General features: G+C 60.5%; 19 protein-coding genes. 16 read left to right on the top strand and 3 right to left on the bottom strand.

Going from position 1 to position 24919, the window contains the following annotated elements:
- Positions 1–47 precede the first annotated feature (47 nt).
- The 8 genes from catA to pcaD all read left to right on the top strand — a co-directional run bounded on the left by catA (position 48) and on the right by pcaD (position 8988).
- Positions 48–986 (top strand): catechol 1,2-dioxygenase, encoded by a 939-nt coding sequence (gene catA / locus E0D86_RS18735; RefSeq protein ID WP_131651562.1) that lies wholly within the window; start codon positions 48–50, stop codon positions 984–986.
- A 223-nt stretch (positions 987–1209) separates the two neighbouring features.
- Complete coding sequence (locus E0D86_RS18730) at positions 1210–2433, top strand: benzoate/H(+) symporter BenE family transporter (RefSeq protein ID WP_131651561.1); 1224 nt, start codon at positions 1210–1212, stop codon at positions 2431–2433.
- Between the two features lie 112 nt (positions 2434–2545).
- Positions 2546–3814 carry an OprD family porin gene (locus E0D86_RS18725; RefSeq protein WP_131651560.1) on the top strand — a complete coding sequence of 423 codons (1269 nt, stop codon included), beginning with the start codon at positions 2546–2548 and terminating at the stop codon, positions 3812–3814.
- Positions 3815–3900: 86 nt separating this feature from the next.
- Entirely contained in the window at positions 3901–4743 is an 843-nt protein-coding gene (locus tag E0D86_RS18720; RefSeq protein WP_131651559.1) for an IclR family transcriptional regulator C-terminal domain-containing protein, read from the top strand.
- Positions 4744–5146: 403 nt separating this feature from the next.
- The gene (locus E0D86_RS18715) at positions 5147–6004 is read left to right on the top strand and encodes a CoA transferase subunit A (RefSeq protein ID WP_131651558.1); all 858 of its coding nucleotides are present in this window, start codon (positions 5147–5149) and stop codon (positions 6002–6004) included.
- The gene (locus tag E0D86_RS18710; protein WP_131651557.1) at positions 6004–6798 is read left to right on the top strand and encodes a CoA-transferase subunit beta; all 795 of its coding nucleotides are present in this window, start codon (positions 6004–6006) and stop codon (positions 6796–6798) included. The genes E0D86_RS18715 and E0D86_RS18710 overlap by 1 nt, the downstream gene beginning before the upstream one ends.
- Entirely contained in the window at positions 6795–8000 is a 1206-nt protein-coding gene (gene pcaF, locus E0D86_RS18705; RefSeq protein ID WP_131651556.1) for a 3-oxoadipyl-CoA thiolase, read from the top strand. Before E0D86_RS18710 ends, pcaF begins: the two co-directional genes overlap by 4 nt.
- A gap of 199 nt (positions 8001–8199) precedes the next feature.
- Positions 8200–8988 (top strand): 3-oxoadipate enol-lactonase, encoded by a 789-nt coding sequence (gene pcaD / locus E0D86_RS18700; protein WP_131651555.1) that lies wholly within the window; start codon positions 8200–8202, stop codon positions 8986–8988.
- A gap of 548 nt (positions 8989–9536) precedes the next feature.
- Here the strand turns inward: pcaD and E0D86_RS18695 are convergent.
- Positions 9537–10802 carry an OprD family porin gene (locus tag E0D86_RS18695; RefSeq protein ID WP_131651554.1) on the bottom strand — a complete coding sequence of 422 codons (1266 nt, stop codon included), beginning with the start codon at positions 10800–10802 and terminating at the stop codon, positions 9537–9539.
- 439 nt (positions 10803–11241) lie between these two features.
- Entirely contained in the window at positions 11242–12963 is a 1722-nt protein-coding gene (locus E0D86_RS18690; RefSeq protein ID WP_131651553.1) for a tannase/feruloyl esterase family alpha/beta hydrolase, read from the bottom strand.
- A gap of 463 nt (positions 12964–13426) precedes the next feature.
- On the opposite strand from E0D86_RS18690, the gene E0D86_RS21700 reads away from it, so the two are divergent.
- Positions 13427–13678 carry a YkgJ family cysteine cluster protein gene (locus E0D86_RS21700; RefSeq protein ID WP_131651552.1) on the top strand — a complete coding sequence of 84 codons (252 nt, stop codon included), beginning with the start codon at positions 13427–13429 and terminating at the stop codon, positions 13676–13678.
- Between the two features lie 307 nt (positions 13679–13985).
- On the opposite strand, the gene gltA is transcribed toward E0D86_RS21700, so the two are convergent.
- Complete coding sequence (gene gltA, locus E0D86_RS18680; protein ID WP_131651551.1) at positions 13986–15257, bottom strand: citrate synthase; 1272 nt, start codon at positions 15255–15257, stop codon at positions 13986–13988.
- 361 nt (positions 15258–15618) lie between these two features.
- Between gltA and sdhC the strand changes: the two genes are divergently transcribed.
- The 7 genes from sdhC (at position 15619) to lpdA (ending at position 24797) form a co-directional block, all read left to right on the top strand.
- Positions 15619–15993: a succinate dehydrogenase, cytochrome b556 subunit gene (gene sdhC / locus E0D86_RS18675; protein WP_131651550.1), complete on the top strand. Its 375-nt coding sequence runs from the start codon at positions 15619–15621 to the stop codon at positions 15991–15993.
- Complete coding sequence (gene sdhD / locus E0D86_RS18670; RefSeq protein WP_131651549.1) at positions 15987–16355, top strand: succinate dehydrogenase, hydrophobic membrane anchor protein; 369 nt, start codon at positions 15987–15989, stop codon at positions 16353–16355. The genes sdhC and sdhD overlap by 7 nt, the downstream gene beginning before the upstream one ends.
- Before the next feature lie 3 nt (positions 16356–16358).
- Positions 16359–18131, top strand: coding sequence for a succinate dehydrogenase flavoprotein subunit (gene sdhA / locus E0D86_RS18665; protein WP_131651548.1), 1773 nt, complete (start codon positions 16359–16361; stop codon positions 18129–18131).
- Positions 18132–18141: 10 nt separating this feature from the next.
- Positions 18142–18846, top strand: coding sequence for a succinate dehydrogenase iron-sulfur subunit (locus E0D86_RS18660; protein ID WP_131651547.1), 705 nt, complete (start codon positions 18142–18144; stop codon positions 18844–18846).
- A 291-nt stretch (positions 18847–19137) separates the two neighbouring features.
- Complete coding sequence (locus E0D86_RS18655) at positions 19138–21969, top strand: 2-oxoglutarate dehydrogenase E1 component (RefSeq protein ID WP_131651546.1); 2832 nt, start codon at positions 19138–19140, stop codon at positions 21967–21969.
- 69 nt (positions 21970–22038) lie between these two features.
- Complete coding sequence (gene odhB / locus E0D86_RS18650) at positions 22039–23265, top strand: 2-oxoglutarate dehydrogenase complex dihydrolipoyllysine-residue succinyltransferase (protein ID WP_131651545.1); 1227 nt, start codon at positions 22039–22041, stop codon at positions 23263–23265.
- Between the two features lie 95 nt (positions 23266–23360).
- Entirely contained in the window at positions 23361–24797 is a 1437-nt protein-coding gene (gene lpdA, locus E0D86_RS18645) for a dihydrolipoyl dehydrogenase (RefSeq protein WP_131651544.1), read from the top strand.
- Positions 24798–24919: the final 122 nt, after the last annotated feature.

Genomic DNA, 24919 nt, shown 5'->3' with positions numbered 1-24919 from the left:
CGGTCAGTTAACCCGTGCGATGACAATTACAAAATGAGGCCTGAGCCATGACTGTGAAAATCTCCCACTCCGACGCCATCCAGCAGTTCTTCAAGGAAGCCAGTGGCTTCAACAACGACGCCGGCGACAGCCGCCTGAAGACTGTGATCAACCGCATCCTGGTCGACACCGCAAAGATCGTCGAAGACCTGGAAATCACTCAGGATGAGTTCTGGAAAGCGGTGGATTACATCAACCGTCTCGGTGGTCGCAACGAAGCCGGTCTGCTGGTGGCTGGCCTGGGTCTGGAACACTTCCTCGATCTGTTGCAGGACGCCAAGGACGAGCAGCAAGGCCTCACCGGCGGCACCCCGCGCACCATCGAAGGCCCCCTGTATGTGGCCGGCGCGCCGATCGTCGAGGGCGAGGCCCGCATGGACGACGGCAGCGAAGACGGCGTGGCGACCGTCATGTTCCTCCAGGGCAAGGTCACCGGGCCCGACGGCAAGCCGCTGGCCGGCGCCACCGTGGATCTGTGGCACGCCAACACCCAGGGCAACTACTCTTATTTCGACAAGAGCCAGTCCGAGTACAACCTGCGCCGGCGCATCGTCACCGATGCCGAAGGCCGCTACCGCGCGCGCAGCATCGTGCCGTCCGGCTACGGCTGCTCGCCGGATGGTCCGACGCAGGAAGTGCTCGATCTGCTAGGCCGTCACGGTCAGCGTCCGGCGCATATCCACTTCTTCATCTCCGCGCCGGGCCATCGCCATCTCACCACGCAGATCAACCTGGCGGGCGACAAGTACCTGTGGGACGACTTCGCCTACGCGACGCGCGACGGTCTGATCGGCGACATCCACTTCAACGACGATCCTGAAGCCGCCCATGCGCGCGGTGTGGAAGGGCGCTTCGCCGAAGTGGAGTTCGACTTCCAGTTGCAGCAGGCGCCAGCGCCGCAAGCCGAGCAGCGCAGCAAGCGCCCGCGCGCATTACAGGAAGCCTGAGCCTGTCGGATGAGGCTCTTTACCATCCACTCTTCGCGGGCTCCGTGTGGTGGATGGGTGAAGCGATATCCACCCTACGCCAGTTCCGAGACTCGTAGGGTGGATGACGTTTCACCCATCCCCCGGCTCTGATGACGTCCCGCTCCACCGTTTAACCGCTCACCCAACAACAAGAGCGATCCGGACACCGTCACGGATAGCCAGGCCTGTCTTGCGAGGCGTCATGAAAACGCTAATCAGGGATTGTTCCCTCTCCGCCGTGGTTGCCGGTTTTATCGCGACCATCATTTCCTACGCTGGCCCGCTGGTGATCATCTTCCAGGCCGCCAAGGCGGGCGGTCTGCCGCACGATGTGCTCTCGTCGTGGGTCTGGACCATCTCCATCGGCAGCGGTGTGCTCGGTATCCTGCTGAGCCTGCGCTACCGGGTGCCGATCGTCATCGCCTGGTCGGCGCCCGGCTCGGCGTTGCTGGTGACTATGCTGCCGGACATCAGCATGAACCAGGCGGTGGGCGCCTACCTGGTATCGAACCTGATTATCCTCCTGGTGGGGCTGTCCGGCGCCTTCGACAAGGTGATCAGTAAACTTCCAGCGGCGATTTCGGCGGCGATGCTGGCCGGCATCCTGTTTCGCTTCGGTACCGAGCTGTTCGTGTCGGTGAAGGACCAGCCCTGGCTGGTACTGGCGATGTTCGCTACCTACCTGCTGTTCAAGCGCACCATGCCGCGCTACGCGGTGATGGCGGTGCTGGTAGTGGGCGTCGCGATGGCGGTTGGCAGCGGCGAGCTGCGCAGCGAAGCGCTGGTGCTGGGCTTGGCCAAACCGGTATGGATCACTCCCGAATTCAGTTGGCAGGTGATTCTGGGCGTGGCCTTTCCTCTGGTAATGGTGGCGCTGACCGGCCAGTTCGTGCCTGGCATGGCGGTGCTGCGCAATGCCGGCTACCAGACCCCGGCAAGTCCACTGATCAGCGGCAGTGCACTGGGCACCTTGTTGCTCGCACCCTTCGGCTGCCACGGATTGAATCTTGCGGCGATCACCGCGGCAATCTGCACCGGCAAGGAGTCCCACGAAGATCCCGGCAAACGCTACATCGCCGGTGTTTCCGGCGGCGTGTTCTATCTGCTGCTGGGCATCTTCGGTGCGACCCTGGTGTCGGTGTTCACGGCCTTTCCTTCGGCGTTGATTGCCGCCCTGGCTGGGCTGGCGCTGCTGTCGGCCATCGGCGCCGCCTTGCATGGCGCCATGTCGGTCCCGGCGGATCGCGAGGCGGCGCTGATCACCTTTCTGGTCACCGCCTCGGGCATGTCGCTGCTGGGCCTATCCGCCGCCTTCTGGGGGCTGATCTTCGGGATCGCCGCGCACCTGCTGCTGACCCTGAGAAAACCGGCAAAGGCCCCGGAGAACCAGGGTGCCAACCTCCAACGGGAGCAACCCGCGCGCTGAAGGCATTGCCTAGCGCACCAGCTAACGATCGAAAACTCTTGTCGCGCTCATCCGGCCACGCCGGAAGGGCCGGCAGCGTGCACCTTGAAAAACAACAACAATGAGGAAATCCATGAAAAACCAGACGCAGATATCACGCCTCTCGTTGGCGGTCGGCGTAGCGCTCAGCGCATGCGAAGTAGTTGCCGAAGACGGTTTCATCGAAGGTGCCAGCGCCACTCTGCAGGCGCGCAACTACTACTTCAGCCGGGATTTCTCCGACATCGTCGGCGCCAACCAGCAGTCAAAGTCGGAGGAGTGGGCGCAGGGCTTCATCCTCAACATCAAATCCGGCTACACGCCGGGTACGGTCGGTTTCGGCGTGGATGTACTGGGCCAGTTGGGCATCAAGCTCGACAGCAGCGCCGACCGGGTCAATACCGGCTTGCTGCCGACTGGCAGTGACGGCAAGGCAGCGGACGACTTCGGCCGCATCGGCGCCGCGCTCAAGGCACGGCTGTCGAAAACCGAGCTGAAGGTCGGCGAGCTGACACCCAACCTGCCGGTGCTGACCTTCAGCGACATCCGCCTGCTACCGCCTACCTACCAGGGCGCCAGCATCGTCTCGCAGGAGATCGATGGGCTGACCCTGCAAGCCGGCCAGCTGCATTCCGGCAGCGTGCTCAATGAAGCCGGCGACGGCTCAATGCGCGCGAAGCTCGGCCATGTGCCGCAGCTGGGCGGCAACGCCGAAACCGACCGCTTCAACTATGCCGGTGCCGATTACGCCTTCAACGACAAGCGCACTTCGGCGGGCGTCTGGTATGCGCAGCTGGAAGATATCTACAACCAGTGCTTCTACAGCCTCAAGCACAGCGAGCCGGTGGGCGACTGGGTACTGGGCGCCAACCTCGGTTTCTACGACAGTAGTGAAGACGGCGACCGGCTGCTCGGTGATATCGACAACCAGGCGGCGTTCTCCCAGCTCTCTGCCAAATATGGTGGGCACACTTTCATGGTCGGCTATCAGGCCATGTTAGGCGACGAAGCTTTTCCGAGGGTGTTCAACAACGTCACGCCGCTGGGCAACGAAGTGCCCACCTATGAATTCGCCGGTGCCGACGAGCGCTCCTGGCAGGTGCGGCATGACTTCGATTTCACCGCGGTAGGCATCCCCGGGCTGGTTTCCACGGTGCGCTACATCCGTGGCGACAACGTCGATACCGGCGCCGGCTTCGAGGGCGAGGAGTGGGAGCGCGACCTGGATATCGGCTACACCTTTCAGGGCGGTGTGCTGAAAGGTCTTGGCGTCCGGGTCCGCAACGTCACCGCGCGCTCCAACTACCGCAGCGATATCGACGAGAACCGGCTGATCTTCAATTACACCTGGCAACTGCTCTAGAACGTCATCGGCCTTGGTGATGTGCTTTGCGATTATCGAACTTGTGGACGATAATCGCCCATCGCTCTCGACAAGGCTGTCCGCCCATGAACGAAGAATCCCGCCCTAGCATCGCGCCCACCGCGCCGGCGATCATCGCGTCGCCGGCCAAACGCATCGAAGCCCTGACCGGCGACCCGAACTTCATGACCTCGCTGGCCCGCGGTCTGGCGGTGATTCACGCGTTCCAAGAGCGAAAACGCCATCTGACCATCGCACAGATCAGCCACCGCACGGAGATACCCCGTGCAGCGGTGCGGCGCTGCCTGCACACGCTGATCAAGCTCGGCTACGCCACCACCGACGGGCGCACCTATTCGCTGTTGCCCAAGGTGCTGACCCTTGGCCACGCCTACCTGTCATCGACGCCGCTGGCGGTCACCGCGCAGCCGATCCTCGACCGCCTCAGTGATCAACTGCACGAAGCCTGCTCCATGGCCACGCTGGAGGGCGACGAAGTGCTCTATGTCGCACGCTCAGCGACGCCGCAGCGATTGATTTCGGTGGATCTCAGCGTGGGCAGCCGTCTGCCGGCCTATTGCACCTCCATGGGCCGAATCCTGTTGGCGGCGCTTGATGACGCCGCTCTGGACGACTACCTGGAACACGCCAATCTGCAGATCAAGACCAGCCGCACGCTGCATACGCCCGAGGCCATTCGCGCGGCCATTGCCGAGATTCGCCAGCAGGGTTGGGTGATCATCGATCAGGAACTGGAGGTCGGCTTGCGCTCGCTGGCCGTCCCGCTGAAGGATTCTGCCGGGCAGGTGTTAGCCGCGTTGAACGTCGGTACTCATGCCGGTCGGGTGACACGGCAGGAGTTGGAAACGCGCTTTCTGCCGGTGTTGCTGGAGGCGAGCAAGGAGCTGAGTACGCGGCTGTTTCACTGACAGCGATGCCGCAGTCGGATCGGTGAAGCGTGCCCCGACTCTGGTCCAGCTGCCATCACCGGTGGGCTGAAGCGGAGCGCCGCCCGGCCCACCCTACGTCGCTGAACTCGAAGCGGACAGGCAGCCGGAGCGGGACCTTGGCGTGTTCTTCCGTAGGGCAATCCCGTCCGATTTCGCCTGCACGGGGTACGACCGTAGGGTGTGCTGGGCGGCGCTCCGCTTCAGCCCACCGCAGCGAGAACGGAGTCTTTACCCGCAGTAGAATCATTAACTCCTAGGCCATCATTCTGTTCGATTAACGAACGATTAATCGATTATCGGATTGTTCCAGGGCCTGGCGATGGTTAGTGTGGGTCGTAAGCACTCTCTAGCGGGTGCACCCACGACCACAAGAGACTGACCCATGGCCGAGCTTCTTTCCCTTGGCGAAGCAATCGATCGCTTCGTTAGCAATGGCGACACCGTCGCCCTTGAAGGCTTCACCCATCTGATTCCCACCGCCGCCGCCCACGAGCTCATCCGTCAGGACAAGAAGGATCTGACGCTGGTGCGCATGACGCCCGACCTGGTCTACGACCTGCTGATCGGTGCCGGTTGCGCAAAAAAACTGATCTTCTCCTGGGGCGGCAATCCCGGCGTCGGCTCGCTGCACCGCCTGCGTGATGCGGTGGAAAAGCAGTGGCCGCAGCCGCTGGAGATCGAAGAGCATAGCCACGCCGACCTGGCCAACGCCTACGTCGCCGGCGCATCAGGCCTGCCGTTCGCGGTGCTGCGCGCCTACCTGGGTTCCGACCTGCCGAAGGTCAATCCGATGATCAAGTTCATTGACTGCCCCTTCACCGGCGAGAAGCTGGCGGCGGTCCCAAGCGTGCGTCCGGACGTCACCGTGATTCACGCGCAGAAGGCCGATCGCAAGGGCAACGTGCTGATCCAGGGCATTCTCGGCGTACAGAAGGAAGCCGCACTGGCGGCCAAGCGCTGCATCGTCACCGTCGAAGAAATCGTCGACGACCTGCAGGCGCCGATGAACGCCTGCGTGCTGCCGACCTGGGCGCTGACCGCCGTCTGCCTGGTGCCGGGCGGGGCGCATCCGTCCTACGCCCACGGCTACTACGAGCGCGACAACCGCTTCTATCAGGATTGGGACCCGATTGCCCGCAGCCGTGAGTCCTTCACCGCCTGGATCGATGAATTCATCCGCGATACACCCGATTTCAGTGCATTCCAGGCCAAGCTGGCCGCGCAGCAGGAGGCCAAGTAATGAGCGCTCACGCCAATGACTACAGCACCAATGAGATGATGACCGTGGCCGCCTCGCGCCGCCTTGGCGATGGCAGCGTCTGTTTCGTCGGCATCGGCTTGCCGTCCAAGGCGGCGAACCTGGCGCGCCTGACCCATGCGCCGGAAGTCGTGCTGATCTACGAGTCCGGCCCCATTGGCGCCAAGCCCTCGGTATTGCCGCTGTCCATCGGTGACGGCGAGCTAGCCGAGACCGCCGATACCGTGGTGCCTACCGGCGAAATCTTCCGCTACTGGCTGCAGGGCGGGCGCATCGATGTGGGCTTTCTCGGCGCGGCGCAGGTGGACAAGTACGGCAACATCAACACCACGGTGATCGGCGACTATCACCAACCGAAAGTTCGCTTGCCAGGGGCGGGCGGGGCGCCGGAAATTGCAGGCTCGGCCAAGCAGGTGTTGATCATCCTCAAGCAATCGCACCGCACCTTCGTCGACAAGCTGGCGTTCATCACATCCGTCGGTTTCGGCGAGGGCGGCGAGCATCGCAAGCAGCTCGGGCTGCCGGGCAGCGGGCCGGTAGGCATCATCACCGATCTGTGCATCATGGAGCCCGAAGCTGGGTCCAATGAATTCGTGGTGACCTCGCTGCACCGGGGCGTGACCCGCGAGCAGGTGATCGAGAACACCGGCTGGGCCATCCGTTTCGCTGACGATCTCAGCGAAACCGCGCCGCCGACCGACAACGAACTGGTTGCCCTGCGCGCCCTGGAGGCCCGCACGGCCGCCGCCCACGGACAATCTGGAGGTGACGAGTGACACGCGAAGTCTTTATCTGCGACGCCGTACGTACGCCCATCGGCCGCTTCGGCGGCGCCTTGGCCGCCGTGCGCGCCGACGATCTGGCCGCAACCCCGATCAAAGCGCTGCTGGAGCGCAATCCACAGCTCGATCCGGCGGCCATCGAAGAAGTCTTCATGGGCAGCGCCAACCAGGCCGGCGAGGACAACCGCAACGTGGCGCGCATGGCTGCGTTGCTGGCCGGGCTGCCGGAAACCGTGCCGGGCGTGACGCTCAACCGTCTTTGCGCTTCGGGTATGGATGCGGTGGGCAGCGCCTTCCGCGCCATCGCCTGCGGTGAGATGGAGCTGGCCATCGCAGGTGGCGTCGAGTCCATGACCCGCGCGCCCTATGTGATGGGCAAGGCCGATACTGCGTTTGGTCGCACGCAGAAGATCGAAGACACCACCATTGGCTGGCGCTTCATCAACCCCAAGATGAAGGAAATGTACGGCGTCGATGCCATGCCGCAGACCGCCGACAACGTGGCCGAAGAACACAAGATCAGCCGCGAAGATCAGGATGCCTTCGCCCTGCGCAGCCAGCAGCGTACCGGCAAGGCGCAGGCGGCGGGCTTCTTCGCCGAAGAAATCGTCCCGGTGGTGATCAAGGGCCGCAAGGGCGACACCGTCGTCGATACCGACGAGCATCCGCGCCCCGATACCAGTGCCGAAGCGCTGGCCAAATTGAAACCGGTCAACGGGCCGGACAAGACGGTCACCGCCGGCAACGCCTCGGGGGTCAACGATGGTGCGGCCGCGCTGATCCTGGCCAGCGCCGAAGCGGTGCAGAAATACGGCCTCACGCCGCGCGCCAAGGTGCTCGGCATGGCCAGTGCCGGCGTTGCGCCACGGGTGATGGGCTACGGCCCGGTGCCGGCTGTGCGTAAGCTGTGCGAGCGGTTGAATGTGGCCGTAAGCGACTTCGATGTGATCGAACTCAACGAGGCCTTTGCCGCGCAGGCATTGGCGGTGACGCGTGATCTGGGGCTGGAAGACGACAGTCTGAAGGTCAACCCGCAGGGCGGTGCGATTGCCCTCGGCCACCCGCTGGGCATGAGCGGCGCGCGCCTGGTCATGACTACCGTGCACGCGCTGGAAAAGTCCGGTGGCAAGCTCGGCTTGGCGACCATGTGTGTGGGTGTGGGGCAGGGGTTGGCGCTGGCGGTCGAGCGGGTCTGACTTCTTGCGCGAAGGATGGTGGGCTGAAGCCCACCCTACGGCTAATCAAGCTCCGGTAGGGTGGGCTTTAGCCCACCGTTCTTATCCCCATCACCGCATACACGGCCTTTGATGAATTCCTTGTGCCGCGGCACGCCGCAAGTCATCGTTTTTCGCTCGTTTGCGACTACCTTTAGACCGACTTCCTGGAGAGATTCCTATGCCCACCGTCAAACTCGCCGATGGCGAACTCAACTACCGTCTCGATGGCCCGGTCGATGCGCCGGTGCTGGTGCTGTCCAATTCCTTGGGTACCGATCTGCATATGTGGGATGCGCAGATTCCGGCGTTCAGCGAGCAGTTCCGCGTGCTGCGCTATGACACGCGCGGTCACGGCGGATCGGCCGTTACGCCGGGACCGTACAGCATCGAGCAGCTTGGGCAGGACGTCTTGGGCCTGGTCGATTCCCTCGGTATCGACCGTTTCGCGTTCTGCGGCCTGTCCATGGGCGGGCTGATTGGCCAGTGGCTGGGCATCAATGCTGGCGAGCGGCTGACGCGGTTGGTGATCTGCAATACCGGGGCGAAGATCGGCACTGACGACGTCTGGAACGAGCGCATCGACACCGTGCTCAAGGGTGGCGAGCAGACCATGCGCGACATGCGCGACGCCTCCATCGCACGCTGGTTCACCCCGGCATTCGCCGAGCAGCAGCCGGCACAGACGCAGCGCATCACCCAGATGATCGCCAGCACCTCGCCCGAAGGTTATGCCGCTAACTGCGCAGCGGTGCGTGATGCTGATTACCGTGAGCAGCTGGGCGCGATCAAGGTGCCGACGCTGATCGTCTGCGGCAGCAAGGACCCTGTAACCACGCCCGAGCATGGGCGCTTCATGCAGGCGCGCATCGCAAATGCCGAGTTGGTGGAGTTCGAGGCCGCGCATCTGTCCAATGTCGAGGTTGGCGATGCTTTTACGCAGCGCATGTTGGGTTTTCTTCGCGGTTGATTGGAACGAAACGGAGGTTCATCGCGGGATTTGGGGAGGATTGATCTTGATGCCGGACTGGTAAGTTCGTGTGTTCGAGGTTGGTGTTACAAGTTGATTGCCGCGTTTCGCTGATGCCTTCCGTTTCGCCCTGCTGGGCGAGTCACTTTTTCCAGACGCCGGATGGCCGGCCCCGGAAAAGTAACCAAAAACGCTTGCCCCGCCATCCGGCCCCGGTTGCGCCGGGGTTCGTTACTCGCTTCGCTCGCCCTTCGGGCCAGCCTGGGCTGTTACTTCGCTACGCTCCGTTTCACTCCATCGTCGCTCACCCTCCTGAAGGGGCGGCCGAGTGCGCGCCTGAGCGCTGGCAGTCGTTCAACACAGAGAGCGAGGAGCGCAGCCAGGAGCTTCAGAAAACACCGAGGCGGCGTTCAAATGCCAAACAGGTGAACACACAAACTTGCCAGTCCAACAGCTACCTGCTCTCTATAACGCCAAACCAAAAAAACCGGGCCATACAGGCCCGGTAAAACCAACGAGGAGTGGAAGCTCTCAGTGACGCTGCTTTGTTACCACAGCGCCATGGTGTAGCTGAGGATCAAGCGGGTTTCGTCCAGATCGCTGCCGAAGTTGCTGCGCACGGTCGCGTTGCGCACCTTCAGTCCGAGGTTTTTCAACGGTCCGCTCTGGACTACGTAGGCGACGTCGGTGTTGCGTTCCCATTCCTTGCCTTCGCTCAGCCCGGCACCGCGATCGACGTTGTCGCCGGTCACGTAGCGGGTCATCAGGCTCAATCCGGGGATGCCCATGGCAGCGAAGTCATAGTCATAACGGACTTGCCATGACTTCTCGTCTTCGTTGCCGAAGTCATTGATCTGCAACAGATTGATCAGCGAGTTATCGCCGCCGCTGATGTAGGCGAAACCGGTCTCGCCACTCATCTTCTGATAGCCGCCAGTGAAGCCATGGCCACCGATCTTGTAGGTGAAGAGCGCGCCGAAAGCGTTGTTGTCGACGTTGCTGCCGCCATCGTCGGTGGAGCGCACGTAGCGCAGATCGGTCTTGAAGCTCTGGTTATCACCGATCGGCAGCACGTGCACGACGTTGAAGTTGTGCTGGTCGTAGATGCCATCCAGCCCGCCGTAGTAGTAGCTGCCGGTCAGTTCTGGAGTGAACTGGTAACGGCCGCCAGCGAACAGGAATTCGTCGCTGGTGGTCTTGTTGCCAAAAGTGATGTTGCGCAGACCGCCGTTGAAAGCGGTCATGTCTTCGCTGTCCGACGAGTCGCGATAGCTGACATCGGTGAGCTTGCCGGCGTCGAGGGTGAGGCCGTCGATTTCCTTGCTCTGCAGCCAGGCGCCGCGATAGGTGTTGGGCAGCAGGCGGCTGTCGTTACGCATGATCACCGGCAGAACCGGCTGCAGCGTGCCGACATGCAGGGTGGTGTTGGACATCTTCGCCTTTGCCGTCAGGCCGGCGGAGCCGTAATCGTCCTGAGCGCGGTTAGGCGCCTCCCTGTCTCGCTGCAGGATTCCGGTACCCGTACGATCCGGGCTGGAGTCGAGCTTGACGCCGAGCAGGCCGAGGGCATCGACACCGAAGCCGATCGGACCTTCGGTGTAGCCAGATTCGAATTTCAGAATGAAGCCCTGAGCCCATTCCTCGGCCTTGGCCTGGGTGGACTCGCTGCCGCGAAAGTCGCGGTTCATGTAGAAGTTGCGCAGCTCGATGGCCGCTTTGCTGTCGTCGAAGAAAGCCGCGCTGGCGGGTCCGGCGACGCTCAGTGCGGCGCCTGCGCATAGCAGTTGGCAGATGGTCTTGCGGTCATGTTGCATGGGGTTTCCTCTTGTTGTTATGGGTGCAGCGTTGCGGATGAATCACTGGCAAAGTCGTACCGATTCAGGTCTGCGCCTGTCTGGAACGATGGAACTGCTTGAGCGAATGCCGTGCCAGTCCCTTAAAACCAAGCGAAAAAAGATGAATGGAACCTGAAACAAGCGAGCCAGAGGGGGGCAGGCGGTTGGCCCGGCAGATGCGAAGAGGGCGAGGGGCGATCCATACTGTCCGCCATACTGGACATGTACTGAAATGGCGGGCCGCAGATGTCCAGCGAGTCGGACGCTTGCTGGTGATCGAGCGTGGATAACTGGAGCAGTCTATGTCGCCGACAGGGGGCATCGTGCGCGCAGCCGGTGTCGCGCTCCATGCTCATGCAATGATCGCGACACCGGCTGCTTCAGTGAGATGGGCTCGCACCCATCCCACGCTTAATTACTAGCCTTTCCGGCTTTTGACACAGGCGAAGCTCGAAGCCTTATTCACGTCGCGCTTGCTTACGTACTTCGGCCATGCCGGGTATTCGCACAGCGGACGGGTACGACCCGGCACTGCGGCGGTGTCGGTGACGATCTGCCGCTTGGGCACGATGCCCCGTTCGACCCAGTTCTCCAGCGCCGTCAACGAGTCCCAGGCGGCGTTGAATACCGTGCTGGCCGCATGGGCGTAGCCGGGGATTTCGTAATACCGCATGAACCGCCGGGTCTGGCCGACGCCCATGTCCCGCTGCACGCGCTGGTAGTACTCGGCCGTTGCGCGGGGGCTGACCAGCTGATCCGAGGTGCCGTGAGCCATGAGAATCTTGCCGCCGTTGTCGGCGAACGCCGAGAGATCGGTCTGGTTGACGTCCTGACGCAGCGACAGTGCATCGACTCGGGCCTGCCAGGGCCCCAGGTTGGTCGGGTCCAGCGTCAACGAGTTGAAGACTGGATTGCGGGTGACGAAGTAGCGCACCCACTCATCCCAGAACCCCGAATGATAAGGCGCTCCCTCCGCGAAACCGGTGCCGTGTACGGGCATCGGATAGTCCGGCTGCAATGTATTCAAGCCCAGCCGATTGACCACCAACTGCAACCCGTCGCCTGGACGACCCAGATCGGTGCCCCAGGTATTGAAGCCGGGATAGCCGCGCTCGCCGCTGGCCAGCGGCCGGCTGAAACGGATGGGCGTGTCGAACACCTTGAGCGCCTTGATCTGCGCATCGGACAGGCAGTCGTTGCCCGTATCGGCCCCGCCACGACAGCGCAGCGGACGGCCGTTGAGTTTGGCCTTGGCCGGATCGAACCGGGCATTGCAGGCGTTTTGATTGCTGATCACTCGGTCACGCGCACCGTCCAGTCCGTCGCAGGCCTGCATCGCGGCCTCCAGCAATGCCGCGCGTTTCTCCAGGCTGGGGAAGGCGCCCGGCGCCGCCAAGGCTCTGGTGATGCGACCGAATTGCAGATCCAGCGCCGCCGCGTTGTAGGCCGGGTAGAGCACGATTGCCCCCTGGAAGTCCTTTGGCCATTGCTGCACCACGGCCAGCGCCTCGCGCCCACCGGTCGAGCCGCCGGCGAAATAGCTGCGCAGCGGCTGGCGACCGTAACGCTGTTCGATCAGGTACATTGCGGTGTCGCGGGTTTTCTTCAGCGCATCGTGGGCATAGTTGGCCAGCGCTTCTTCGTTCCAAGCGAAATCACCGGGGTTAACCGGGTTGGCGACATGCCCCGAGTCGCTGGCGAATACGGCATAGCCACGGCCCAGCGGCGTCGGTTGGTCGATCGGTCCGGCCGGGACGTTGCCAGCCACGTTGGGGACGGTGCCGTTATAACCGCCACCGCCGTACATCATCGCCTTGTCGTTCCACTGCTCCGGCAGAACGATGCGCATCTTGATCGTCGGTGCGCTCGGGTCGACCGGGGCGATTTCCACGTTCAGGTCACAATGCGCGCCGAAGGTCTGCGGCGCATTGCCACCGCCAGCCACCAGGGTGGAGGACGTTACCCTGGCGCCGGATGTAGGTAATGCGATCGCCGCGCTTGGAATCTTGGCTCCGGAGAGTTCGTTGCAACTGGCGGCAAGAGTGGGTTGGGCAATTGCCGCTGCCAGTAGAGCGGGTGCGGCAAGCAGCAGACGCGACGACGCCGAGCGGCGTGCGTGGGTTGCACGGAGTGCTTTCATGGGGGCTTCCTTCTTCTTGTTGTCGTGCCCGCGGCAGACGCCACGAGGCGAGTGCGCCCGGGCGAAAGAATACGGCAGCGGCCAGGCGCATCAGATGGAGCCAAACGCGTGCCAGGCGCAAGCGCTGAGGCTCGGCTCCCGATAGCCGGTCGATCGTCTGGTGTCGCGCCGCTCTAGCTCGATGAAGATGAAATTTGGTTGGGGTGTTCGTCAGTGCGGATCGCTGTCCAGCGGAAGCGACATGCCGGGCTGTAATGTCCGCGTGAATGGACAGTCTGTCTTGCAGTCCGGATTGTTCGGCGGTGCGGTGCCAAGAGCAATCGGTTTCCGCCTGGCGAGTGACAGAAAGCCCTATTGGATGCAGTTCGCCTAGCAAGCTTCCGGCACTTATTGCGGGCTCTGGTGCTTCTGCCCAGGCAACGATTATTATCGCCGCCCATTTTTTTCATTTCGGAACATTGGAATGAATTGCCGTCCCGGTTGTGGTGCCTGCTGTATTGCCCCTTCGATCAGTTCGCCTATCCCTGGCATGCCTTTCGGTAAGCCGGCTGGAGCGCGTTGTTTGCATCTTTCCGATTCGAATCTGTGCGGGCTGTTTGGTCATCCTACGCGGCCGGCTGTTTGTGCTGCTTTCATGGCTGATCGTAGTGTCTGTGGCGATCATCGGGATGATGCGATTCGATTGCTTGGCTGGCTGGAGCAGGCGACTGCCTGATCTGTTCACCGGCTTGATCGTTCTTGCGCTCCCGCCTGGTTACGCCGATACCGATGTTCGGAGTGTCTCTCCTTGGTTTTGTTGGCCATTTGATCCCGCGTGAGGCCGCTACTGATTGACGCTCTGAGTCAGCTGCGAGTGTCTAGCGCGCAGAGCGTCGGAGCAACGACTCCCGCGCGGGAACATGGAGCGATCAAGATGGGTCAGGCTCTCTGGGGAGACAACAATTTACTTGCCCAGAAAAACGAAACCCCGCCGATTTGGCGGGGTTCGTTAGCAGTCCTGGACTGTATTTCCAGCTAACAACTCAGCGAGGTAGATCGCGCTGCGGGTGGCCGGTGTACAGCTGACGTGGGCGTCCGATCTTCTGGCCGGATGCGATCATTTCTTTCCAGTGCGAAATCCAGCCGACGGTGCGTGCCAGCGCGAAGATCACCGTGAACATGCTGGTCGGAATGCCGATCGCCTTGAGGATGATGCCCGAGTAGAAGTCGACGTTCGGGTACAGGTTGCGCTCGGCGAAGTAGGGATCGTTCAGCGCGATCTCTTCCAGCTTCATAGCCAGCTCGAGTTGCGGATCGTTGATGCCCAGCTCACCCAGCACTTCGTCGCAGGTCTGCTTCATGACCTTGGCGCGCGGGTCGAAGTTCTTGTAGACGCGATGGCCGAAGCCCATCAGTTTGAATGGATCATTCTTGTCCTTGGCCTTGGCCAGGAACTTCTCGATGTTCGATACGTCGCCGATTTCGTCCAGCATGGTGAGGACGGCTTCGTTGGCGCCGCCGTGTGCCGGCCCCCAGAGCGCTGCAATGCCAGCGGCAATACAGGCGAATGGGTTGGCGCCGGTGGAGCCGGCAAGGCGGACGGTAGAGGTAGAAGCGTTCTGCTCGTGATCGGCGTGCAGAATAAAGATGCGGTCCATAGCCTTGGCCAGCACCGGGCTGATCGGCTTCACTTCACAAGGTGTGTTGAACATCATGTGTAGGAAGTTTTCAGCGTAGTTCAGGTCGTTGCGCGGATACATCATCGGCTGACCCATGGAGTATTTGTAAACCATGGCGGCCAGTGTCGGCATCTTGGCGACCAGGCGCACCGCTGAAATTTCGCGATGCTTCGGGTCGTTGATGTCCAGCGAGTCGTGATAGAAGGCCGACAGCGCACCGACAACGCCACACATGATGGCCATGGGGTGTGCATCGCGGCGGAAGCCATTAAGGAAGGACTTGAGCTGCTCGTGAACCATCGTATGGTTTTGCACGGTGCTGATGAACTTCGCCTTTTCCTCGGCGGTAGGCAATTCGCCATTCAGCAGGAGGTAGCAGGTCTCGAGATAATCTGCTTTTTCGGCCAGCTGTTCGATCGGGTAGCCGCGATGCAACAGAACGCCTTTGTCACCGTCGATGTAGGTGATCTTGGATTCGCAAGAGGCGGTGGACATGAAGCCGGGATCGAAGGTGAAACGACCCGTGGAGGTCAAGCCTCGAACATCGATTACGTCAGGCCCTACGGTGCCGGTTAGAACGGGCAGTTCGATGGCGTCTGCGCCTTCGATGATCAACTGCGCTTTGTTGTCAGCCATGTATGGCCTCCTGTTTTATGCTTGGAATCATCATGGCCCCCCACGCAGGGCCCGCATCACTATAGTGAGATAAATCTCAAAGTCAATTTACGCGGGCGCCCTGTTACAGAGGGCTTTTACGGGTGAATTCGCAACCAGAAGATGCTATTTACGGCATTTGTAATCAGGGACGCCATGCGCCTTTAGTGGCACTTCACCACATTGTCATTAGCCACCTAACTGTTTATACTCGGCGACCGACCGGCAGGGGCCTAACAGGCAGTTTCCTGTGGGTTGTCACTCGTGGGTGGCGGGTACCGCTGCGTGCTCTTCCCAACAACTGCCCTGCGTTTTCGGGGGCTCTCAAGTGTGAAAAAAAGCCGTGAAAAGCCAACGACCTGTAAACCTAGATCTTAGGACAATAAAGCTCCCAATCACTGCCTACACCTCAATCCTTCACCGCATTTCCGGCGTGATACTGTTTGTTGGTGTGGCCATTCTGCTGCTTGCGCTGGATGTCTCGCTTTCTTCTGCCGAAGGCTTCGAAGAAGTGAAAGCGTATATCAGCAGTCCGCTAGCCAAGCTGGTGATCTGGGCGCTGCTTTCTGCATTGCTGTATCACCTGGTGGCTGGTGTGCGTCACCTGATCATGGACACCGGGCATGGTGAGACGCTGGAAGGCGGCAAGCTGGGCTCGAAAATCGTTCTGGCCGTTTCGGCGGTGCTGATCGTTCTGGCGGGAGTCTGGATATGGTAACTAACGTCACGAACTTCTCGCGTTCAGGTCTGTACGATTGGATGGCTCAGCGCGTCTCTGCGGTGGTTCTCGCGGCTTACTTCATTTTTCTGATCGGATACCTGCTTGTGAATCCGGGGCTGGAACACGCTCAGTGGCAGGGACTCTTTTCGTCCAGCTGGATGCGTATCTTCAGTCTGCTGGCACTGGTCGCCCTGAGTGTGCATGCATGGGTTGGTATGTGGACCATTTCCACTGACTACCTGACCAACATGGCAATCGGTAAGTGGGCTACCGGTGTGCGTTTCCTCTTCCAGGCAGTGTGTGGCATCGCCATGTTCACATTCTTCGTCTGGGGTGTGCAGATTCTTTGGGGTATCTGATCCATGGCTAGCATTCGTACTCTTTCTTATGACGCCATCATTATTGGTGGCGGTGGCGCGGGCATGCGCGCCGCGCTGCAGCTGGCCCAGGGTGGCCACAAAACTGCGGTGGTGACCAAGGTTTTCCCGACCCGTTCGCATACCGTATCCGCTCAGGGTGGCATCACCTGCGCTATCGCTTCGGCCGATCCGAACGATGATTGGCGTTGGCATATGTACGATACCGTCAAGGGTTCCGATTACATCGGCGACCAGGACGCTATCGAATACATGTGTTCCGTTGGACCTGAAGCGGTGTTCGAGCTGGAGCACATGGGGCTGCCGTTCTCTCGTACCGAGCAGGGCCGTATCTACCAGCGTCCGTTTGGTGGTCAGTCCAAGGACTACGGCAAGGGCGGTCAGGCTGCCCGCACCTGTGCTGCGGCCGACCGTACCGGTCACGCGCTGCTGCACACGCTTTATCAGGCCAACCTGAAAGCCGGCACCTCTTTCCTTAATGAGTGGTACGGCGTCGACCTGGTGAAGAACCAGGATGGTGCCATCGTCGGCATCATCGCGATCTGCATCGAAAACGGCGAAACGGTTTATATCCGTTCCAAGGCTGTGGTTTTGGCCACCGGCGGTGCCGGTCGTATCTATGCATCCACCACCAACGCCCTGATCAATACCGGTGACGGTATCGGTATGGCGCTGCGTGCCGGTGTGCCGGTTCAGGACATCGAGATGTGGCAGTTCCACCCGACGGGTATCGCAGGTGCTGGCGTGCTGGTGACCGAAGGTTGCCGTGGTGAGGGTGGTTACCTGATCAACAAGCACGGCGAGCGCTTCATGGAGCGTTATGCTCCGAACGCGAAAGATCTTGCCGGTCGTGACGTCGTTGCTCGCTCGATGGTTAAGGAAATCCTGGCTGGCAACGGCTGTGGTCCGGACGGCGATCACGTGATGCTCAAGCTCGATCACCTCGGCGAAGAAGTGCTGCACAGCCGTCTGCCGGGTATCTGTGAGCTGTCCAAGACCTTCGCCCACGTCGATCCGGTCACTGCTCCGGTTCCTGTTGTTCCGACCTGCCATTACATGATGGGCGGCATCGCCACCAATATCCACGGTCAGGCAATGACCCAGGATGCCAACGGCAATGACAAGATTATCGATGGCTTGTTTGCAGTAGGCGAAGTGGCGTGCGTATCCGTGCATGGCGCCAACCGTCTGGGCGGCAACTCGCTGCTGGATCTGGTCGTATTCGGCCGTGCGGCTGGTCTGCATTTGGAAAAAGCGCTGAAGGACGGTATCGAGCATCGCGGTGCTACGGAAACCGATTTGGACGTGGCGCTGAATCGCCTGGCCAGTCTGAACGAGCGGACTGCTGGTGAAGATGTCGCTTCGCTGCGTAAAGAGCTGCAAAGCTGCATGCAGAACTACTTCGGTGTGTTCCGTACTGGCGAATATATGCAGAAGGGCATCGCCCAGTTGGCTGATCTGCGTCAGCGTATCGCTACCGTCAAGATTTCTGACAAGAGCCAGGCGTTCAATACCGCGCGTATCGAGGCGCTGGAACTTCAGAATCTGCTGGAAGTTGCCGAAGCGACTGCCATTGCTGCTGAAAACCGCAAAGAATCCCGCGGTGCGCATGCTCGTGAAGATTACGAAGAGCGTGACGATGAAAACTGGCTGTGCCATACCCTGTACTTCCCAGGTGAGAAGCGTGTAGCCAAGCGTGCCGTGAACTTCTCTCCGAAGACAGTTCCGACTTTCGAACCCAAGGTCCGGACTTACTGAGGTCGCCGATATGTTGCAAGTGAGCGTTTATCGCTACAACCCGGATAAAGACGAAAAGCCATACATGCAGGACTTCCAGATCAATACCGATGGTAAGGATCTGATGGTTCTCGACGTCTTGGCGCTCGTCAAGGAACAGGACGAAGGTTTCTCCTATCGTCGTTCCTGCCGCGAAGGAGTCTGTGGCTCCGATGGCATGAACATGAACGGCAAGAATGGCCTGGCCTGCATCACTCCGCTGTCGGCCGTGGTCAAGGGCAACAAGCTGGTGGTTCGCCCGCTGCCTGGTTTGCCAGTTATTCGTGACTTGGCCGTCGATATGGGCATCTTCTATAAGCAGTACGAGAAGGTTCGTCCTTATCTGATGAACGATACGCCTGCTCCGGCTATCGAACGTCTGCAGAGTCCGGAAGATCGGGAAAAGCTTGACGGTCTGTACGAGTGCATTCTGTGCGCTTGTTGCTCGACCAGCTGCCCGTCCTTCTGGTGGAATCCGGACAAGTTCCTTGGCCCGGCTGCGCTGCTTCAGGCCTACCGCTTCCTGGCCGATAGCCGCGACACCGAGACTGAGAACCGTCTGACTGCGCTGGACGATCCGTTCAGTGTGTTCCGCTGCCGCGGCATCATGAACTGCGTAAGTGTTTGCCCGAAAGGGTTGAACCCGACCAAGGCGATTGGTCATGTGCGGAACATGCTGTTGCAGAGTGCAACCTGACGTGCCAAGGGTGGCAACGGTTACTTGAGTGACCGTAGGCACCTAACGCTTTACCGCGACACCTACGGCGCCGAAGTTCCAACGACGGCGCCGTAGTCTTAGTAGGAATCTCAGCTCACAAAGCCGGGATTTCGCTCTGAAAATTTGATGACCAGCAGGAGCATCCGGGGTGGTTCTCGGAAACTATCTGCGCGGTCCGTAGTGGCTTTACCTGGGTCGCTGCTTCAGAACTTGGGAAGTCATGCTGCGGTCTCCACGCTGGTGGTGTCTCCTTATCGAAGGTGACCAGACATGCAAGAAAGCGTAATGCAGCGCATGTGGGACAGTGCCCATCTATCCGGTGGTAACGCTGCCTATGTGGAAGAGCTTTATGAGCTCTACCTGCACGATCCCAACGCTGTGCCCGAAGAGTGGCGCACTTACTTCCAGAAGTTGCCCATCAGTGGCGGCGCTACGGCCGATGTTTCGCATTCGACGATTCGCGATCACTTCGTCCTGCTGGCCAAGAACCAGCGTCGCGCACAGCCTGTTTCGGCAGGCAGCGTCAGTAGCGAGCATGAGAAGAAGCAGGTCGAAGTCCTGCGTCTGATACAGGCATACCGGATGCGTGGCCATCAGGCTGCACAGCTTGATCCGCTCGGTTTGCAGCAGCGCCCGGCTCCGGCTGATCTTGCCATCAACAACTACGCTTTGACCGATGCCGACCTGGATACGGTTTTCCGCACCGGTGACCTTGCCATGGGCAGGGATCAGGCGACATTGCGGGAAATTCAGCAAGCGTTGCAAGAGACGTATTGTCGCACCATCGGTGCCGAATTTACTCATATCGTCGATTCCGATCAGCGCAACTGGTTCATCCAGCGCCTGGAAAGCGTCCGTGGGCGTCCCGTCTTCTCGTCGGAAATCAAAAGCCATCTGCTCGAGCGTCTGACTGCTGCCGAGGGCCTTGAAAAGTACTTGGGCACCAAGTATCCGGGTACCAAACGCTTCGGCCTGGAAGGCGGCGAGAGTCTGATTCCACTGCTCGACGAGATCATTCAGCGTTCCGGTTCGTACGGCACCAAGGAAATCGTCATCGGCATGGCCCACCGCGGCCGTCTTAACGTGCTGGTCAATACCTTCGGCAAGAACCCGCGCGACCTGTTCGATGAGTTCGAAGGCAAGAAAGTCGAAGGTCTCAGCTCGGGCGACGTTAAGTACCACCAGGGCTTTTCCTCGAACGTGATGACGCCAGGTGGCGAAATCCATCTGGCGATGGCCTTCAACCCGTCTCACCTGGAAATCGTTTCCCCGGTAGTCGAAGGTTCCGTTCGCGCGCGTCAGGACCGTCGTTCTGATTCGGTAGGCGACAAGGTGCTCCCGGTAACCATCCATGGTGATGCGGCGGTCGCCGGCCAGGGCGTGGTCATGGAAACCTTCCAGATGTCGCAGACCCGAGCCTATCGGACCGGCGGCACCATCCGCATCGTGATCAACAACCAAGTCGGCTTCACGACGAACAAGCAGGAAGACGCGCGCTCCACCGAGTACGCGACCGACGTTGCGAAGATGATTCAGGCGCCGATCTTCCATGTGAATGCGGATGATCCGGAGGCTGTTCTGTTCGTTACGCAGTTGGCTGTCGATTACCGCATGCAGTTCAAGCGGGACATCGTCATCGACTTGATCTGCTACCGTCGTCGTGGTCACAACGAGGCCGACGAGCCGAGCGGTACTCAGCCGCTGATGTATCAGAAGATCGCCAAGCAGCGCACCACCCGTGAGCTGTATGCCGATTCGCTGATGCAGTCGAAGGTGCTGGAAGATGCGCAGGTGCAGGCAAAGGTCGATGAATATCGCACCGCGCTGGACAATGGCTTGCACGTGGTCAAGAGCTTGGTCAAAGAGCCCAACAAGGAGCTCTTCGTCGATTGGCGCCCTTATTTGGGTCATGCCTGGACCGCGCGCCACGATACCCGTTTCGACCTGAAAGCCCTGCAGGAACTGTCCAGCAAAATGCTGGCTACTCCCGAAGGTTTTGTTGTTCAGCGCCAGGTTTCGAAGATTCTCGAAGACCGTCAGAAGATGGGTGCTGGCGCGCTGGCGATTAACTGGGGCTACGCCGAGACACTGGCTTATGCGACCTTGTTGTTCGAAGGCCATCCGGTGCGCATCAGCGGTCAGGACGTCGGTCGCGGTACCTTCTCGCACCGCCATGCGGCGCTGCACAACCAGAAGGATGGCAGCACCTACATTCCGTTGCAGCATCTCTATGATGGACAGCCGCGCTTCGACCTGTACGACTCCTTCCTGTCCGAAGAAGCGGTGCTTGCGTTCGAATACGGTTACGCCACCACCATGCCCAACGCGCTGGTGGTTTGGGAAGCTCAGTTCGGCGACTTCGCCAACGGTGCGCAGGTCGTCATCGACCAATTCATCACCAGCGGTGAGCACAAATGGGGCCGTCTTTGCGGCCTGACCATGTTGTTGCCGCACGGCTATGAAGGGCAGGGGCCTGAGCATTCGTCAGCACGTCTGGAGCGCTATCTGCAGCTGTGCGCCGAGCACAACATCCAGGTTTGCGTACCGACTACGCCGGCACAGGTCTACCACATGCTGCGTCGTCAGGCGATCCGCCCGCTGCGCAAGCCGCTGGTGGCCCTGACGCCGAAGTCGCTGCTGCGCCACAAGCTGGCGACCTCGACGCTGGAGGAACTGACCCAGGGCTCGTTCCTGACCGTGATTCCGGAAATTGATCAGATCGAGCCGAGCAAGGTCGAACGTCTGGTCATGTGCAGCGGCAAGGTCTACTACGATCTGCTGGACAAGCGTCGTAACGAAGGTCGCGAAGATATCGCGATCGTTCGTCTCGAGCAGCTGTACCCGTTCCCGGAAGAGGATCTGGCCGAAGTGCTCGCGCCGTACCAGAACCTCAAGAGCATCGTCTGGTGTCAGGAAGAACCGATGAACCAGGGCGCGTGGTACTGCAGCCAGCACCACATGCGTCGTGTTGCCGTCGCGCACAAGAAGGAGCTCTTCCTGCAGTACGCAGGTCGTGAAGCTTCTGCTGCACCTGCGGTCGGCTATGCATCCATGCACGCTGAGCAGCAGGAGAAACTGCTGCAGGACGCCTTCACCGTTTAATCATTCTTGCAAGAGGCCGCGAAAACCGCGGCCTCGATGTAGAAACCGAATCAAATAGGACCCCAGCTAATGGCTATCGAGATCAAAGCCCCTCAATTTCCTGAATCGGTTGCTGACGGCACCGTTGCTACCTGGCACAAGCAGCCGGGCGATGCAGTCAAGCGCGACGAACTGATCGTCGACATCGAGACCGACAAGGTCGTGATGGAAGTACTGGCCGAAGCGGATGGCGTACTGAGCGAAATCGTCAAGAATGAGGGCGACACCGTACTGAGCGGCGAGCTGCTCGGCAAGCTGGATGCTGGCGCTACCGCCGCCGCGTCTTCGCCTGCTGCAGCCCCGGCTCAGGCCGCTGCCCCTGCTGCTGCGCCGGCACCTGCCGCGGGCGGTGAAGATGCCATCCTCGCCCCGGCCGCGCGCAAGCTCGCCGAAGAAAATGGCATCGATCCCAACAGCGTCAAGGGCACTGGCAAAGACGGTCGCGTCACCAAGGAAGATCTGGTTGCTGCCATCGAAGCCAAGAAGTCCGCACCCGCCGCTGCCGCCAAGCCCGGTGCAGCTGCTACCGCGCCCGTCGTTACTGCTGCCGGTGATCGCACCGAGAAGCGCGTCCCGATGACTCGCCTGCGCGCCAAGGTTGCCGAGCGTCTGGTCGAAGCACAGTCGAACATGGCGATGCTGACCACCTTCAACGAAGTCGACATGACCGAAATCATGGCCCTGCGTTCGAAGTACAAGGATCTGTTCGAGAAGACCCACAACGGCGTGCGCCTGGGCTTCATGTCCTTCTTCGTCAAGGCGTCTGTCGAGGCGCTGAAGCGCTTCCCGGCAGTCAACGCTTCGATCGACGGCACCGACATCGTTTACCACGGCTATCAAGACATTGGCGTGGCCGTCTCCAGCGATCGTGGTCTAGTCGTGCCGGTCCTGCGTAATGCCGAACTGATGAACCTGGCTGAAGTCGAAAGCGGCATCGCCACCTTCGGCAAGAAGGCCCGCGACGGCAAGCTGTCGATCGACGAAATGACTGGCGGCACCTTCACCATCACTAACGGTGGTACGTTCGGTTCGATGATGTCGACGCCTATCGTCAATCCGCCGCAGGCCGCCATCCTGGGTATGCACAACATCCTGCAGCGGCCGATGGCCATCAATGGTCAGGTAGTCATCCGTCCGATGATGTATCTGGCGCTGTCCTACGATCATCGCCTGATCGACGGTAAGGAAGCGGTCAGCTTCCTGGTGACCATCAAGAACCTGCTGGAAGATCCGGCCCGTTTGCTGCTGGACATCTAATAGCAGCCGCAGGCTGCAGATCGCGAGCTGCTAGTGATAGCAGCCCGTTCGATCTGTAGCTTGCAGCTTGTAGCTTTGCTTAAAGAGGATTCGTAATGAGCCAGAAATTCGACGTCGTCGTCATCGGGGCCGGCCCCGGCGGTTATGTAGCAGCGATTCGCGCCGCTCAGTTGGGTCTGAAGACCGCCTGCATCGAAAAATATCAGGGCAAGGAAGGCAAAACCGCACTGGGCGGCACCTGCCTGAACGTGGGTTGCATTCCTTCCAAGGCGCTGCTGGACAGTTCCTACAAGTTCCATGAGGCCCACGAGAGCTTCAAGGTTCACGGTATCAGCACTGGCGACGTCAAGATGGACGTTCCGACCATGGTGGCCCGCAAGGACCAGATCGTTAAGAACCTCACCGGCGGCGTTGCGGGGCTGTTGAAAGCCAATGGTGTCACCGTTTTTGAAGGCCATGGCAAGCTGCTCAGCGGCAAGCAGGTCGAAGTCACCAAGCTCGACGGTAGTACCGAAACGCTGGCGGCCGAGAACGTCATTTTGGCCTCGGGCTCCAAGCCGGTGGACATTCCGCCCGCACCTGTTGACCAGAACACCATTGTCGATTCCACTGGTGCGCTGGACTTCCAGAGTGTCCCGGCCAAGTTGGGCGTCATCGGTGCCGGCGTGATCGGCCTGGAGCTGGGTTCGGTATGGGCTCGTCTGGGCGCTGAAGTCACCGTGCTGGAAGCGATGGACAAGTTCCTGCCGGCCGCTGACGAGCAGATCTCCAAGGAAGCTTTCAAGGTTCTGAGCAAGCAGGGTCTGAAAATCCTGCTGGGCGCGCGCGTCACTGGTTCCGAAGTGAAAGGCGATCAGGTCACTGTCAACTTCACTAATGCCGAGGGCGAGCAGCAGCAGACCTTCGACAAGTTGATCGTTGCGGTTGGCCGTCGTCCAGTCACCACCGATCTGCTGGCTGCCGATGCCGGCGTCGACATGGACGAGCGTGGCTTCATTTTCGTCGACGACTATTGCGCCACCAGCGTTCCCGGCGTTTATGCGATTGGTGACGTGGTGCGTGGCGCCATGCTCGCCCACAAGGCCTCGGAAGAGGGCGTGATGGTTGCCGAGCGCATCGCCGGACACAAGTCGCAAATGAACTACGACCTGGTTCCCTCGGTCATCTATACCCATCCGGAAATCGCATGGGTCGGCAAGACCGAGCAGGCGCTGAAAGGCGAGGGCGTGGAAATCAACGTCGGTACCTTCCCGTTCGCTGCGAGCGGCCGTGCAATGGCTGCCAACGACACCGCTGGCCTGGTCAAGGTGATCGCTGATGCCAAGACCGACCGTGTACTCGGCGTGCATGTGATGGGTCCGGCTGCGGCGGAACTGGTTCAGCAGGGCGCAATCGGTATGGAGTTCGGCACCAGTGCCGAAGATCTGGGCATGATGGTGTTCTCGCATCCGACCATGTCCGAAGCACTGCACGAAGCAGCATTGGCGGTGAATGGCCACGCCATCCACATTGCCAACCGCAAAAAGCGCTGATAGCGCCGCGGTAAAAAGACGGATTGCATTGTTCCATCGGCACAGCGCAATCCGTCGATACCTTCACGCAAGGTATGACAGGTCTCTGAAAGGTGTTCTCGATAGTTTTCAGCGACTTGAGG

Origin of the sequence: Pseudomonas sp. IC_126 (assembly GCF_004331835.1) — a bacterium.
Lineage (GTDB): Bacteria > Pseudomonadota > Gammaproteobacteria > Pseudomonadales > Pseudomonadaceae > Stutzerimonas.
Note: the sequence above shows the minus strand (reverse complement) of the source record. Positions and strands in the feature narration are given on the sequence as shown.